Source organism: Phytobacter sp. V69 (assembly GCF_965644215.1).
In the GTDB taxonomy this organism is placed as follows: Bacteria; Pseudomonadota; Gammaproteobacteria; order Enterobacterales; family Enterobacteriaceae; genus Phytobacter.
This window is the reverse complement of sequence record NZ_CBFFRL010000133.1, coordinates 1-13,684: the sequence shown is the minus strand read 5'-3', so window position 1 is coordinate 13,684 and position 13,684 is coordinate 1. Positions and strand designations below refer to the sequence as shown.

Sequence of the window (13,684 nt, the reverse complement as noted above, 5' to 3'; positions counted from 1 at the left end):
GCTACGCAAAAAATACGGCCTCATTTCTCGCTGCCGTCCAGATCAGATGCATCGCTCTCTGGGCTAAAATCTTGTGATGACACTATCTAAAATTTTCCGTCAGCATCTGGGGATGTACCTGGGGGGCTACATAGCCCAGGACGTCTTCAATGCCGTTTTCACGTATTACGTGGTCTTCGTGCTGATGCAAGAAGCGTCCTTGGCCTCAAGTCTGCTTGGCACCATGGCCATCTTCCAGTTCATCGCCGTTATCGCCATGATCCCGCTGTGTATCCGTTTCGGACCGGCACCGTCTTATCGCATGGTTGTGGTGCTGTTTGGTCTGAGCGCTGCATCCTTCGCCATCCTTTACTGGGCGGGTCTGAGCGACATCTATGCGCTGCTGCTGTTGGTGTCTGCCGTTGCCGGTCTGGGCCGTGGTGGTATCAATTACGTACCGTGGAACACCTATACCTACATTGCCGATATTGATGAAGTGGTCACCGGTCAGCGTCGTGAAGGTATCTTCGCGGGCATCATGACCCTGACCCGTAAAGCTTCTCAGGCCGGTGCGGTCATGCTGGTGGGTATCGTCATGCAGGCATCCGGTTTCGTTTCTGGCCAGAAAACCCAGGTGCCGGAAGTCAGCCACACCATCCTGATGATCATGTGCTTCGGTACCTTGCTGGTACTGGCCTGCGGCTTCCTGGTTTCTCTGCGCTTTAAGCTGAACCTGAAAACTCACGGTGTCCTGCGTGAGGAAACTGCCAAAATGCGAGAGTCCGGCCGTGTGATTCCGGAAAGCGTAACGCCAGAGGCGCGTGCCACCGTTGACATGCTGGCAGGCCTGCCGTTTGAGTCCCTGTGGGGCAACAACAACATTGGCTATCTGAATCGTAATAAACCTGCAGCGCCTTCCCTGAAAGAAAACGCGTCACTGAAATCGACTTACAACTGAGGTTAAGAATATGAAGGTTTGGCCTGTCAAACATAGCCCGTTACTTTGTCAGCCAGAGCGTTTTATCGCCCGCGACGAGCTGAAATCATTGATTCAGAAGATAACGCACAATCTGGTCAATATTCACGACACCACCGGCGAGTTTTTACTGCGGCTTGACGACGGGCGTGTGATTGACACCAAAGGATGGGCAGGCTGGGAATGGACCCATGGCGTCGGTCTGTATGGTATGTACCAGTATTACCAGCAGACCGGTGATCAGACGGTGCGTGATGTGATCGACATCTGGTTCGCTGACCGCTTTGCCGAGGGGGCGACCACCAAGAACGTCAATACCATGGCACCGTTCCTGACGCTGGCGTATCGCTACGAAGAGACCGGCAATCCGGGTTACCTGCCGTGGCTGGAAACCTGGGCCGAGTGGGCGATGAATGAGATGCCGCGTACCGATCATGGTGGCATGCAGCACATCACGCTGGCGGAAGAGAACCATCAGCAGATGTGGGATGACACTCTGATGATGACGGTTCTGCCGCTGGCAAAAATCGGCAAACTGCTGAACCGCCCGGAATACGTGGAAGAAGCGACCTATCAGTTCCTGCTGCATGTGCAGAACCTGATGGACAGAGAGACCGGTCTGTGGTTCCACGGCTGGAATTATGAGGGCAACCATAATTTTGCGCACGCTCGCTGGGCGCGTGGCAACAGCTGGTTGACCATCGTGATCCCGGATTTCCTGGAGCTGGTGGATTTACCGGCAAACAACGCGGTACGCCGTTACCTGGTGCAGGTCCTGAATGCGCAAATCGCCGCGCTGGCGGAGTGCCAGGACGACAGCGGGCTGTGGCATACGCTGCTCGACGATCCGAAATCGTATCTTGAAGCATCGGCAACCGCCGGGTTCGCCTACGGTATTCTGAAAGCGGTGCGTAAGCGTTATGTCGGTCAGGAATATGCGGAAGTGGCCGAGAAAGCGATCAAGGCGGTGGTGAAAAATATCTCCGCAGAAGGCGAGCTGCTACAGGTCTCTTTCGGTACCGGAATGGGCAGCGACCTGGATTTCTATCGCCAGATCCCGCTGACCTCCATGCCGTATGGTCAGGCGATGGCGATGCTGTGTCTGACCGAGTATCTGCGTAAGTATTTCTAAGCGTTTCCCCGGTGGCGCTGGCGCTTACCGGGGCTACGGTCGGTGCGATTTGTAACCCGGATAAGGCAACGCCGCATCCGGGAATTCTTCCGATGGTATGTAAAAAAACAAAACCCGGCATGTGCCGGGTTTTGTTTTTTTACATACTGTCAACGTTACATACGTTCGACGGTATCGATACCAAGCGTATCCAGACCCAGCTTCAACGTCTTCGCGGTCAGCAGTGCCAGTTTCAGGCGGCTGTTGCGGACTTCTTCGCTCTCTGCGCTCAGGATTGGGCAGTGCTCGTAGAAGCCAGAGAACAGACCTGCCAGATCGTACAGATAAGAACACATCACGTGCGGCGTCCCTTCACGGGCGACCACGGTCAGCGTCTCTTCAAGCTGCATCAGGCGTGCGGCCAGCTGGGCTTCGCGATCTTCGCTAATGACGACCTTCGCAGCGAGCAGGGCACTTTCGTCAATGTCTGCTTTACGGAACACGGACAGCACGCGGGTATAGGCATACTGCATATACGGCGCGGTGTTACCTTCAAACGCCAGCATATTGTCCCAGTCGAAGACATAGTCGGTGGTACGGCTTTTTGACAGATCCGCGTATTTCACCGCGCCGATACCCACGGCGTTGGCCAGTTTTTCCAGCTCGTCTGCCGCCATATCCGGGTTTTTCTCTGCTACCAGACGACGGGCGCGTTCCAGCGCTTCATCGAGCAGATCCGCCAGTTTCACCGTACCGCCCGCGCGGGTTTTGAACGGCTTGCCGTCTTTACCCAGCATCATGCCGAACATGTGGTGTTCCAGAGAAACAGACTCAGGCACATAACCAGCTTTACGCACGATAGTCCACGCCTGCATCAGGTGCTGGTGCTGACGGGAGTCGATGTAATACAGCACGCGGTCGGCATGCAGCGTTTCGTAACGGTATTTAGCACAGGCGATATCGGTGGTGGTGTACAGGTAACCGCCATCTTTCTTCTGGATGATCACACCCATCGGCTCGCCTTCTTTGTTCTTGAACTCGTCCAGGAACACCACGGTTGCGCCTTCGCTCTTAACCGCCAGGCCTTTAGCTTTCAGATCTGCCACGATGCCCGGCAGCATCGAGTTGTACAGGCTTTCGCCCATCACGTCTTTGCGCGTCAGGGTGACGTTCAGACGGTCATAGGTGATCTGGTTCTGGGACATGGTGATGTCGACCAGCTTGCGCCACATCTGCAGGAAGTATTCGTCACCGCATTGCAGTTTCACGACGTAGCTACGGGCGCGTTCGGCGAAAACTTCGTCTTCGTCATAGTGTTTTTTCGCTTCACGGTAGAAGCCTTCGAGATCCGCCAGCGCCATTTCGCCCGCGTTTTCCTGCTGTTGCAGCTCCAGGTACGCAATCAGCATACCGAACTGGGTACCCCAGTCGCCCACGTGGTTGGCGCGGATAACGTTATGGCCAAGGAACTCCAGGGTACGTACGGACGCATCGCCGATGATGGTGGAACGCAGGTGACCCACGTGCATCTCTTTCGCCACGTTTGGCGCCGAGTAATCGATAACAATGGTTTGTGCCTGCGGCTTCGCGATGCCCAGACGGTCAGACTGCAGCGCCTGGCTTACCTGCTCTGCCAGAAATTCCGGGGCAAGGAAAATATTGATAAAGCCAGGACCGGCGATTTCAACTTTGCTGGCGATCCCGTGGAGATCGAGATGAGTCAGAACCTGCTCGGCCAGTTGTCGCGGCGCCATGCCCAATTTCTTGGCGATAGCCATCACGCCATTGGCCTGATAGTCGCCGAACTGGACTTTTGCAGACTGGCGGACCTGCGGTTCGCAATCCGCATTCGCACCTGCGGCAATGAGCGCCTGACTGACTTTTTCTGAGAGTAGAGCCTGAATATTCACCGGGATACCTTACATTGATGACGCAGCGCATACGGGCAGGCCGCGTCCGGGTGTTGATTATGAAAGGCGGGAGTATACTGCAAATGCCCGCAGGCGTCAGCACCGGAACCAACGCGGCGCGCTGCAAAATGCGCGGCCGGATTCGTGCTTTCTTCCTCTGACCGCGACGTTGTTTTTTGACCGCTCAACCCGCCGCCAGGCGTCTGATCTCGTTCGATATCCTGCCTACGGATTTTGCTGTTAGTATAGTAAGAAGCGTTTATTTCTTTGAGCACACTATGTCTTATTCCATTGGTGAATTTGCCCGGCTTTGCGGGATAACGGCGACCACGCTACGCGCCTGGCAGCGTCGTTACGGTCTGCTCAAACCCATGCGCACGGACGGGGGGCACCGGCTGTACAGCGATGACGATGTGCAACAGGCGCTCAAAATCCTCGACTGGGTAAAAAAAGGCGTTCCCGTAAGCCAGGTGAAACCGCTGCTGGCAAGGCCCGGTACGCGGCGGACCAATAACTGGGTCACCCTGCAAGAAACCATGCTTTCGCGCCTCAAAGAGGGGAAAATCGACTCCCTGCGCCAGCTTATTTACGATTCAGGCCGTGAATATCCCCGCCCGGAGCTGGTTACCGAAGTGCTGCGCCCGCTACGCAGTAAAGTGTCTGCCAACGTTGCGGCAATGATGACGCTGCGGGAAATCCTCGATGGCATTATTATCTCCTACACCTCGTTTTGCCTTGAAGGGGATAAGCGTGCGCCGGGCGATAACTATTTAATCACCGGCTGGCATTTGACCGACCCGTGTGAGATCTGGCTTGAAGCGCTGCGGCGAACGGGGCAGGGGCACCGCATCGATGTCCTTCCAGTTCCCCCTGCGACGCTGGCACCAGAGATCTTTCCGGATAGAAAATGGCTGCTGGTCACCAGCGGTAAATTGTCGGCCGCGCGAAAAAAACAAATTGAGCTGTGGCAATTACAGGTCAATTTCCTCGACGTTATCACCCTCTAAAACCCTTTCCTGATTTTGCGGGGACGGCCGCCTCGCTGCGGCCTGAATGTGCACGTTTTTAATTTTTTCTCTCTTTTTTTGTACAAAACTTATTGAAGTTAAGTGGTTGATATATTTAATGTGTTAAAAAATATCACACCAAAACTTGGACAAATATAACTTACTGTGTAAGTTTTAAGTCAAGCGAGCGCCACGTATTGTCCACAGTAAGGGTACGTTTCATGAGCACGATGCAGTCCGTCATTGAAAGGTTCATTGACTATTACGCGGAGCTGGAAAACCAGCCACCGACGGCGCTGACCGCGCTTTACCATCCTGACGCCGTGCTGTGCGATCCGTTCGGCGAGCACAAAGGCTTCCTCGCTATCCATCGCTATCTCAACCATCTGCTGGCCAATGTCGAACAGTGCCGTTTCTCCATCGATCCTCCTCTTTGTGGTGACCAGCGTTTTGCGGTGACCTGGACCATGTACTGGTCGCATCCGAATATCGGTGGCAGTGAAACGCTGGAACTTCCCGGTTGTTCGGTGGTGGAAGTACAGGGCGATAAGATCCTCTATCAGCGCGATTACTACGACGCCGGAGAGATGCTGTATGAACATCTTCCGGTACTGGGTTGGGCGGTGCGCGGCGTGAAAAAAAGGGTACGTGCATGAAAAGGGTGCTGGTGACGGGCGCAAGTTCGGGTATTGGTGCCGGGCTGGCTAAAGCCTGGGCCGATGACGGTTATCAGGTGATTGCCTGCGGGCGCGATCCGGATCGACTGAATGCGCTGCATCAGTACAGCCCGAATATCACCCTGCGTCTGTTTGATATGACGGACGCGCAGGCTTGCCGTGAGGCTCTCGCCGACTGCGATGTCGAACTGGCGATTCTCTGTGCGGGAACCTGTGAGTATCTCGACCATGGCAACATCGATCCCGCCCTTGTTGAACGGGTGATGAACACCAACTTTCAGGGGCCTGTGAACTGCCTTGCCGCGCTCCAGACGCAGCTCAAACCCGGTAGCCGCGTGGTGCTGGTTAGTTCAATGGCCCACTGGCTGCCTTTCCCGCGGGCCGAAGCCTACGGTGCGTCAAAGGCCGCACTCAGCTGGTTTGCAGACAGTCTGCGTCTGGACTGGGTGCCGAAAGGAATTGCCGTCACCGTGGTCTCGCCGGGGTTTGTCGACACACCGCTGACCCGCAAAAACGACTTTGCCATGCCTGGTCGGGTGAGCGTCGGGCAGGCCGTTACCGCAATTCGCCGCGGTGTGGCGAAGGGGAAAAAACATATCGCCTTTCCGACGGGTTTTGCGCTGCTGCTGCGGCTGCTCGCTGCACTCCCGTCGGTGCTCCAGCGAAGGTTACTGCGCAGGATGGTACGACCATGAACATCGCAATCATTGGCAGCGGCATTGCCGGTCTGACCTGCGTCTGGCGGCTCGCCGGGCATCATCAGGTGACCCTTTTTGAAGCACAGGCTACCCCTGGCGGGCACACGTCCACGGTGGATGTGACCACCCCGCAGGGAACCTGGGCCGTTGATACTGGTTTTATCGTCTACAACGATCGCACCTATCCGCGCTTTATGGGACTGCTCAGTGAATTGGGCATTGCCGTGCAAAAGACGCAGATGAGTTTTTCCGTCCACAACCCGCAAAGTGGGCTGGAGTATAACGGACACACCCTTACGTCCCTGTTTGCTCAGCGCCGCAATCTTATCAATCCGAGGTTCTGGCGCTTGCTGCGCGACATCCTGCGTTTTAATCGCCTGGCAAAACAGGCGCTCGCAAGGAAGGTGGATGAGAACGCCACGCTGCAAAGCTTCCTTGATGAGCATCGGTTCAGCCCGTTTTTCGCCCGTCATTACATTCTGCCGATGGGCGCCGCCATCTGGTCATCGTCACTGCAAGAGATGCGTCGTTTCCCGTTGCCGCTGTTTCTGCGTTTCTTTGATAACCACGGTCTGCTGGATGTGAACCACCGTCCGCAGTGGTATGTGGTGCCCGGTGGTTCCCGCGAGTACATCCGCGCCATTCTTACGCAATTGGGTGAGCGCCTGACCCTGCGCCTCAACGCACCCGTGCAGAGGGTTATCCGCCACGATGCGGGTGTCGACATTCAACTCGCCGATACGACCCATTCGTTTGACCAGGTTATTTTCGCCTGCCATTCCGCCCAGGCGCTGGCGATGCTGGCGGAGCCGAGCATTGCAGAAACTGAGATTCTTGGCGATATCGGCTGGCAGCGTAACGAGGTGGTGTTGCACAGCGACAGGCGCTGGCTCCCGGTCTGCGAACGCGCATGGGCGAGCTGGAACTATCGTCTGAGCGAGCAGGACCTGGCCAGTGCGTGCGTCACCTATAACATGAATATTCTGCAAGGGCTGCCTGAGGGAACCCCCTTGTTCTGCGTCACCCTGAACCCCGACCAACCGATTGACGAGCGTCATGTCTGGCAACGCTTTGTCTATGAGCATCCGTTGTTTAATCCGCAAAGCTGGCGTGCGCTGGCGCGTCGCGGCGAGATTAATGGCCGCCAGCGTAGCTGGTACTGCGGCGCTTACTGGTACAACGGCTTTCATGAAGATGGTGTACGCAGCGCGCTGGATGTGGTGAAGGGCATCGCCACAGGGGAGGGCCAGTAACATGAACAGCTGTCTGTATGAAGGTGTGTTGCGCCACAGACGTCTCCGCCCCCGGGAACACCATTTTCGCTATCGCGTGTTTATGGCGTGGCTCGATCTGGATGAGCTGGACATGCTTGCGACAGCCGGCATTCGTCGTAACCGTTTTGCCGTCGCCGCCTTTTGTGACGAAGATTATCCGTTGGGTGCGCCGCTTAAAGACAAGGTCCTCGAGCGGCTGGAAAGTCTGACCGGCGAGCGCCCGCTGGGCCGGGTGATGCTGCTCACCCAGTTGCGCTATTTCGGTTTTCATTTTAACCCGGTCAACTTCTACTACTGCTACGACCGGGAAGACAGGCTGCGCTGGGTGCTGGCGGAGGTGCGCAATACGCCATGGAATGAACGCCATTACTATGCCGTCGACGGACAAACGGCACGCCCGCTGGAGAAAGCGTTTCATGTTTCGCCGTTTAACCCGATGAATATGATTTATCACTGGCGCTTTAACAGCCCCGGCAAAATGCTGCATATGCACATCGAAAGCCATCAGGAGACGAAGGTTTTCGATGCCACGTTGATATTGGCACGACGCCCCCTGACACGCGCGGTACTCACCTCATTGCTGCTGCGAATCCCGCTCATGACCCTCAAAACGGTGGCTGCCATCTATTGGCAGGCGCTGCGGCTGTGGCTTAAGCGCGTGCCTCTTTATAACCATCCCGGCCGCAGGAGTGAACGCTCATGACCGATCCCGTCTATGCGCTTGAACCCGATATTCCGCGTAATGCTCGTGTCGCGCGCTGGCTGCTGTTTCGCCTGCTGAGTGGGCTACGCGAAGGATCCCTCACCCTGCGTGAAGGCGGGCAGACTTTTCATTTTGGCGATGCCACCGCCTCATTGTGCGCCGAGGTGAGGGTCCTTTCCCCGGCCGTGTACTGGCGTGTGCTGACGGGCGGGAGCCTCGCCGCGGCAGAAGCGTGGATGGACGGTGAATGGGAGACGCATCAACTGACTCCGCTGTTGCAGATTTTGGCGCTTAACGACCAGGTACTGGGGCCACTGGAAAGCGGTTTTCGTCTGTTGGGTCGACCCATTGAGCGGCTGCGTCACTGGACGCGGCGCAACGACCGCCTGCAGGCGCGGGACAATATCGCCGCGCACTATGACCTGGGTAATCTTTTTTATGCTCATTTTCTTGATGAGCAGTTGCTCTACTCCAGCGCGCTGTTTAGCACACCCGACCAGGATCTTGCCAGCGCGCAGCAAGCAAAAATGGCGCGGGTGTGCGAGCAACTGGCACTGACGCCTGATGACCACCTGCTGGAGATCGGCACCGGATGGGGGGCGATGGCGGAATATGCCGCCAGCCATTACGGCTGTCGGGTGACTACTACTACGCTGTCGCGCGAGCAGTACAACTGGGCGAAGGCGAGGATTACTCAGGCCGGTTTGCAGGATCAGGTTGAGGTGTTGCTCTGCGATTATCGCGACCTGACCGGCACGTTCGACAAACTGGTCTCGGTCGAAATGATTGAGGCCGTGGGAAAACGTTATCTGCCGACCTTCTTTCGTACCTGCCAGGCACGCCTGCGCCCTGGGGTAAGATGGCTATCCAGGCTATCACCATCCAGGATCAGCGCTATCGCGATTACAGCAAAAGCGTCGATTTTATCCAACGTTACATCTTTCCCGGCGGCTTCTTGCCGAGCATCACGGCCATGCACAACCTCATGACCCGGCACACTGATTTTGTGGTGCGCAACGTGTTTGATATGGGACCGGATTATGCCCGTACGCTGGCACACTGGCGGCAGCGGTTTAATCAGGCCTGGCAAGAGATTGAAACGCTGGGTTTTGATGAACGTTTTCGCCGCATGTGGATTTACTACTTCGGCTACTGCGAAGCGGGTTTCAATGCGCGAACCATCAGCGTGGTGCAACTGACCGCGGAGCGCGTATGAACCGCCATTTGCAGGTCTTCCTGATGGCCATCGCCTTCGACCTTTACTGGATACTGGTGGTGCTGTTTCGCGAGCGCGGCATCATCGTCTGGCTCGGGCTGGCGATGCTGGCCTGCGTGATGCTCTCACCCGCACAGCGCATTTATGCTCTTATTCTGGCCGCGGCGGGCAGTTCGCTGGATGGCGTCTGGGCGCTGACAGGGTTGATTGATTTTACCGACGATGCGCTGTTGCCACTGTGGATGGTGGCGCTGTGGCTCATGTTTGCCGTCGTCTGGACCCATCTGACCTGCACCACGGCATTGCTGGGCTGGATCCTGGCGTTGCTGGCAACGATCGGCGGACCCACTGCCTACTATGTGGGTGAGCGTCTGGGCGCCATTACGTTCCTGCAACCGAACTTTATCGTGCTGAGCTGGCTGGGGCTGGGATGGCTGATACTGGCGCTCTTTTTCCATTTAATGATGGGGAGGCGACAATGAATGCGCTGCGCGTTGCCCTGTTGTTACTGATAGCCGCCGCTCCGTTTGCGTGTGCCAGTGACTGGTTAAACTGGCGCAAAACCGGCGATGCAACGCTGACCTGGGGGCCTTTCACCCTTTATACCTCCCAGTTGCGTACGCCGCAGGGGCGCTACATCTCGCCCGAGCAGGATCAGGTGTTAATCATCACTTATCAACGCGACATCACGCGCGATGAACTGATCGATGCCACCCGCGAACAGTGGCAGGCACTGGGGGTTTTGACTCAGGAAGCGCAAAGCGAAGGCTGGCTGCGCTCGCTCAGAACGTTCTGGCCGAATGTTAGCCCAGGAACGCAACTGGCGTTTGTCCTTAGCGATAAGCAAGGACAGTTCTGGTATCGCCCATCGGCGGCGCAAAAAAGCTTCACCCCGCTGGGGCCACAACAATCTCTGGCATTCAGCACCCATTTCCTGGCCATCTGGCTCGATCCCCATACGCAATATCCCAAACTGCGTCAGCAGTTAATGGGAGGTGAACAATGACACGCATTCTGGCACTGGGACTGACGTTTATCTTACTGCTGACAGGCTGCAGCAGCGACATCAATGACTATCAACATCAACAGCCGCGTCTCGATATCTTTCACTATTTTCAGGGCAAGAGCGAAGCCTGGGGGATGGTGCAGGACTGCAGCGGCAAACAGCTGCGCCGCTTCCACGTCGAGATTGAGGGCGCTGTGGTCGGTGACACGCTGACACTGAACGAACACTTTGTGTATGACGATGGTGAAAAACAGCAGCGGGTGTGGCATATCCGGCGTCTCGGCAACGACCGTTACGAGGGGACCGCCGGTGATATCGAGGGTGTCGCCAGCGGCCAGGCGGCAGGCAATGCCTTTAACTGGCGCTATAGCATGAACGTCAAGGCGGACGGGAAAACCTGGCTGCTGCACTTTGATGACTGGATGTATCTGCAAGACGGTACGCACCTTTTCAATAAAACGGCCATGAAGAAATTCGGCGTTACCGTTGCTACGGTAACGCTGTTCTTCACGCGACAAGCGCCCTAAGAGGAGAAAACCATGAAAACTCAACCGATGATTGGTATTAGCGGCTGTTTGACCGGCTCCGCCGTGCGTTTCGATGGCGGGCATAAAAGGATGGGGTTTGTGATGGATGAACTTGCCCAGTGCGTAACGTTCAGTCCCGTCTGTCCGGAAATGGCCATGGGGCTGCCCGTTCCCCGCCCGGCATTGCGTCTGATTAAAGCGGCTGACGGGGATACCCGTATGCGTTTTAGCCACGCGCCGAATGAGGATGTCACGCAGAAAATGGACGACTTCACGGCGGCGTACCTGCCCAGGGTGGCCGAACTATCAGGCTTTATTGTCTGTGCGAAATCCCCCAGTTGCGGCATGGAGCGTGTGCGGCTATACGATGAAAAAGGCGAGCGGGGGCGCAAAGAGGGCGTGGGACGTTTTACCGGTGCGTTAATGGCGGCCTGGCCGTGGCTGCCGGTTGAAGAGGACGGTCGCCTGCACGACCCGGTGCTGCGGGAGAACTTTGTCGAGCGCGTGTTCGCGTTGCATGAGCTGAACAGCTTACGGGCGCGCGGTCTGACCCGCCACAGCCTGCTTGATTTCCACAGTCGCTATAAACTCCAACTGCTGGCACATCATCAGGCCGGATATCGTGAAATCGGGCCGTTTGTGGCGTCGCTTTCTCAGTGGGACGACCTGGAACAGTTTTTCGAGGTTTACCGCGAAAAGCTGATGATCATTCTAAAAGAACCGGCGTCTCGCAAGAACCACACCAATGTGTTGATGCACATTCAGGGGTATTTTCACAGTAAGCTGACGCCTCGCCAGCGCGGTGAGCTGCGGGAGGTTATCCTTAATTATCGCGCCGGGCTGTTACCGATACTTGCCCCGTTAACGCTGCTTAAACATTACCTGGGGGAATATCCTGACCGCTATCTGTTGGCACAAAACTATTTCAATCCCTATCCCGACGACTTAGGCCTGCGCCTGAATATCAAGTGAGAGCCATCCTCGGCGGGCATAACCTGATTTGGTTAGCGGCGCAGAACACGGTAAATTAGCGCTCGAATAAAACCGTATGGATAAAAAAGAATGGCGAGCTGGCAACATATCGACGAACTGCAGTATATCGCTGCAGATCTTCCGCGTTTCATCGACGACCTGACGCACCTTGTGACCCGCCTGGGTCTGGATACCCGCGAGCTGAATGCCGATCATATTTCGCTGCGCTGCCATCAGAACGCAACGGCTGAGCGCTGGCGTCGTGGGTTTGAACAGTGCGGCGAGCTGCTGTCGGAAACCCTCATCAATGGTCGACCTATCTGCCTGTTCAGATTATCGTCACCGGTGCAGGTTGCGCACTGGGCGTTTAGCGTGGTCGAACTGCCGTGGCCAGGGGAAAAACGCTACCCGCACGAGGGGTGGGAGCATATTGAAATCGTGCTGTCGGGTGAGCCGGAAACCCTGAACGCCCGTGCGCTGGCACTGCTTTCCGATGAAGGACTGAGCCAGCCGGGGATTTTTGTGAAGACCAGCTCGCCGAAAGGGGAGCGCGAGCGTCTGCCAAACCCGACGCTGGCGGTGACGGATGGCAAAGTTACCGTCAAATTTCACCCCTGGTCGATTGAAGATATCGTGTCCAGCGAGCAATAGAATGTAACTGTGTGAGGGCGCTCAGCGTGCGTTTCGCTAAAAAAATGCCATGCTGAGAATGTCGCATCTTAAAGGGAGAAGAGATGACGTTACTGGAAATATGTTGCTATAGCGCAACCTGTGCGGAGATAGCGCAAAATCACGGGGCCGACCGCATCGAACTGTGCGCAGCGCCGAAAGAGGGCGGGTTAACCCCTTCTGTTGGCGTATTAAAAGCGGCCCGCCAGCGGGTAACGATCCCGGTGCACCCGATTGTGCGCCCGCGTGGCGGTGATTTTTGCTATACCGACGATGAGTTTGCCGCCATGCTGGACGATATCCGGGCTATCCGCGAACTCGGTTTTCCGGGCATGGTGACCGGCGTGCTGGACGAAGACGGCAATGTCGATGTCTCGCGCATGCAGCAGATTATGCAGGCGGCACAAGGGATGGCGGTGACATTTCATCGTGCCTTCGATATGTGTGCGAAACCACTCGAAGCCGCTGAAAAACTGAGAGATTTAGGTGTCGCGCGCATCCTGACATCGGGGCAGCAGGCGAGTGCTGAAAAAGGTCTTTCATTAATTATGGAACTAAATACCCATTTAAGTGTTCCAATAATAATGGCGGGTGCAGGTGTCCGTGCAGCGAACCTGAAGCGTTTTCTGGACGCGGGCGTGAAAGAAGTGCACAGCTCGGCAGGTATCTGGACACCTTCGCCAATGCGTTATCGCAATACAGGATTGTCCATGTCGTCGGACGCCGCCGCGGATGAATATTCGCGTTATGGTGTAGACGGCGAGGCAGTGGCGGTGATGAAAACAATGATTGTTGAACATCGCCCATAACCGGTTTTTACCGCGCATCATGTCGCCCAATATGATGCTTGCTCGTACCAGGCTCCTGCCATTAACAGGGGCCTTTTTTTGTGCACAAAAAACCCCCAGCTAGGCTGGGGGTTCCGGAAAGCTTTCAGCTTTAAGCCAGTTATCAAAACC

The 13,684-nt window shown here is 56.2% G+C and carries 13 protein-coding genes and 2 pseudogenes; 14 read left to right on the top strand and 1 reads right to left on the bottom strand.

Features of this window, described 5'->3' with window-relative positions:
- Positions 1-88: 88 nt before the first annotated feature.
- Together ACSZPU_RS17490 and bglB are read left to right on the top strand one after the other, a co-directional pair.
- Positions 89-937 (top strand): annotated as a pseudogene (locus ACSZPU_RS17490) (MFS transporter); the annotation flags it as partial.
- A 10-nt stretch (positions 938-947) separates the two neighbouring features.
- Positions 948-2,087, top strand: a complete 1,140-nt coding sequence (bglB, locus tag ACSZPU_RS17485; RefSeq protein ID WP_499001329.1) for a beta-galactosidase BglB — start codon at positions 948-950, stop codon at positions 2,085-2,087.
- Positions 2,088-2,242: 155 nt separating this feature from the next.
- On the opposite strand, the gene argS is transcribed toward bglB, so the two are convergent.
- Positions 2,243-3,976, bottom strand: coding sequence for an arginine--tRNA ligase (gene argS, locus ACSZPU_RS17480; RefSeq protein WP_499001328.1), 1,734 nt, complete (start codon positions 3,974-3,976; stop codon positions 2,243-2,245).
- A 278-nt stretch (positions 3,977-4,254) separates the two neighbouring features.
- Between argS and ACSZPU_RS17475 the strand changes: the two genes are divergently transcribed.
- From ACSZPU_RS17475 to cutC, 12 genes and pseudogenes are all read left to right on the top strand, one after another.
- Complete coding sequence (locus ACSZPU_RS17475) at positions 4,255-4,983, top strand: MerR family transcriptional regulator (RefSeq protein WP_499001327.1); 729 nt, start codon at positions 4,255-4,257, stop codon at positions 4,981-4,983.
- Positions 4,984-5,204: 221 nt separating this feature from the next.
- Complete coding sequence (locus ACSZPU_RS17470) at positions 5,205-5,639, top strand: nuclear transport factor 2 family protein (protein ID WP_499001325.1); 435 nt, start codon at positions 5,205-5,207, stop codon at positions 5,637-5,639.
- A complete protein-coding gene (locus ACSZPU_RS17465) occupies positions 5,636-6,355 on the top strand; it encodes an SDR family NAD(P)-dependent oxidoreductase (RefSeq protein ID WP_499001322.1) in 720 nt (239 codons plus the stop codon). The genes ACSZPU_RS17470 and ACSZPU_RS17465 overlap by 4 nt, the downstream gene beginning before the upstream one ends.
- Positions 6,352-7,611 carry an NAD(P)/FAD-dependent oxidoreductase gene (locus ACSZPU_RS17460; protein ID WP_499001319.1) on the top strand — a complete coding sequence of 420 codons (1,260 nt, stop codon included), beginning with the start codon at positions 6,352-6,354 and terminating at the stop codon, positions 7,609-7,611. The genes ACSZPU_RS17465 and ACSZPU_RS17460 overlap by 4 nt, the downstream gene beginning before the upstream one ends.
- A 1-nt stretch (position 7,612) precedes the next feature.
- Entirely contained in the window at positions 7,613-8,335 is a 723-nt protein-coding gene (locus tag ACSZPU_RS17455) for a DUF1365 domain-containing protein (RefSeq protein ID WP_499001317.1), read from the top strand.
- Positions 8,332-9,551, top strand: a pseudogene (locus ACSZPU_RS17450) (class I SAM-dependent methyltransferase). The gene ACSZPU_RS17455 and the pseudogene ACSZPU_RS17450 overlap by 4 nt, the downstream one beginning before the upstream one ends.
- Positions 9,548-10,033, top strand: a complete 486-nt coding sequence (locus tag ACSZPU_RS17445; RefSeq protein WP_499001315.1) for a DUF2878 domain-containing protein — start codon at positions 9,548-9,550, stop codon at positions 10,031-10,033. The pseudogene ACSZPU_RS17450 and the gene ACSZPU_RS17445 overlap by 4 nt, the downstream one beginning before the upstream one ends.
- 5 nt (positions 10,034-10,038) lie before the next feature.
- A complete protein-coding gene (locus ACSZPU_RS17440; RefSeq protein WP_499001331.1) occupies positions 10,039-10,557 on the top strand; it encodes a hypothetical protein in 519 nt (172 codons plus the stop codon).
- On the top strand, positions 10,554-11,084 hold the full coding sequence (locus tag ACSZPU_RS17435; RefSeq protein WP_499001314.1) for a DUF3833 domain-containing protein: 531 nt from the start codon (positions 10,554-10,556) through the stop codon (positions 11,082-11,084). Before ACSZPU_RS17440 ends, ACSZPU_RS17435 begins: the two co-directional genes overlap by 4 nt.
- A 12-nt stretch (positions 11,085-11,096) precedes the next feature.
- Positions 11,097-12,056 (top strand): YbgA family protein, encoded by a 960-nt coding sequence (locus ACSZPU_RS17430; RefSeq protein ID WP_499001312.1) that lies wholly within the window; start codon positions 11,097-11,099, stop codon positions 12,054-12,056.
- A gap of 90 nt (positions 12,057-12,146) precedes the next feature.
- The gene (locus tag ACSZPU_RS17425; protein WP_499001310.1) at positions 12,147-12,707 is read left to right on the top strand and encodes a VOC family protein; all 561 of its coding nucleotides are present in this window, start codon (positions 12,147-12,149) and stop codon (positions 12,705-12,707) included.
- 83 nt (positions 12,708-12,790) lie between these two features.
- Positions 12,791-13,534: a copper homeostasis protein CutC gene (cutC, locus tag ACSZPU_RS17420; protein ID WP_499001307.1), complete on the top strand. Its 744-nt coding sequence runs from the start codon at positions 12,791-12,793 to the stop codon at positions 13,532-13,534.
- Positions 13,535-13,684 lie beyond the last annotated feature (150 nt).

Coding starts and splice junctions, on each gene's coding strand:
- ACSZPU_RS17430 (WP_499001312.1), top strand. CDS start 11,097: ATGAAAACTCAACCGATGATTGGTATTAGCGGCTGTTTGACCGGCTCC.
- ACSZPU_RS17470 (WP_499001325.1), top strand. CDS start 5,205: ATGAGCACGATGCAGTCCGTCATTGAAAGGTTCATTGACTATTACGCG.
- ACSZPU_RS17425 (WP_499001310.1), top strand. CDS start 12,147: ATGGCGAGCTGGCAACATATCGACGAACTGCAGTATATCGCTGCAGAT.
- ACSZPU_RS17475 (WP_499001327.1), top strand. CDS start 4,255: ATGTCTTATTCCATTGGTGAATTTGCCCGGCTTTGCGGGATAACGGCG.
- cutC (WP_499001307.1), top strand. CDS start 12,791: ATGACGTTACTGGAAATATGTTGCTATAGCGCAACCTGTGCGGAGATA.
- ACSZPU_RS17435 (WP_499001314.1), top strand. CDS start 10,554: ATGACACGCATTCTGGCACTGGGACTGACGTTTATCTTACTGCTGACA.
- ACSZPU_RS17455 (WP_499001317.1), top strand. CDS start 7,613: ATGAACAGCTGTCTGTATGAAGGTGTGTTGCGCCACAGACGTCTCCGC.
- ACSZPU_RS17460 (WP_499001319.1), top strand. CDS start 6,352: ATGAACATCGCAATCATTGGCAGCGGCATTGCCGGTCTGACCTGCGTC.
- bglB (WP_499001329.1), top strand. CDS start 948: ATGAAGGTTTGGCCTGTCAAACATAGCCCGTTACTTTGTCAGCCAGAG.
- ACSZPU_RS17465 (WP_499001322.1), top strand. CDS start 5,636: ATGAAAAGGGTGCTGGTGACGGGCGCAAGTTCGGGTATTGGTGCCGGG.
- ACSZPU_RS17445 (WP_499001315.1), top strand. CDS start 9,548: ATGAACCGCCATTTGCAGGTCTTCCTGATGGCCATCGCCTTCGACCTT.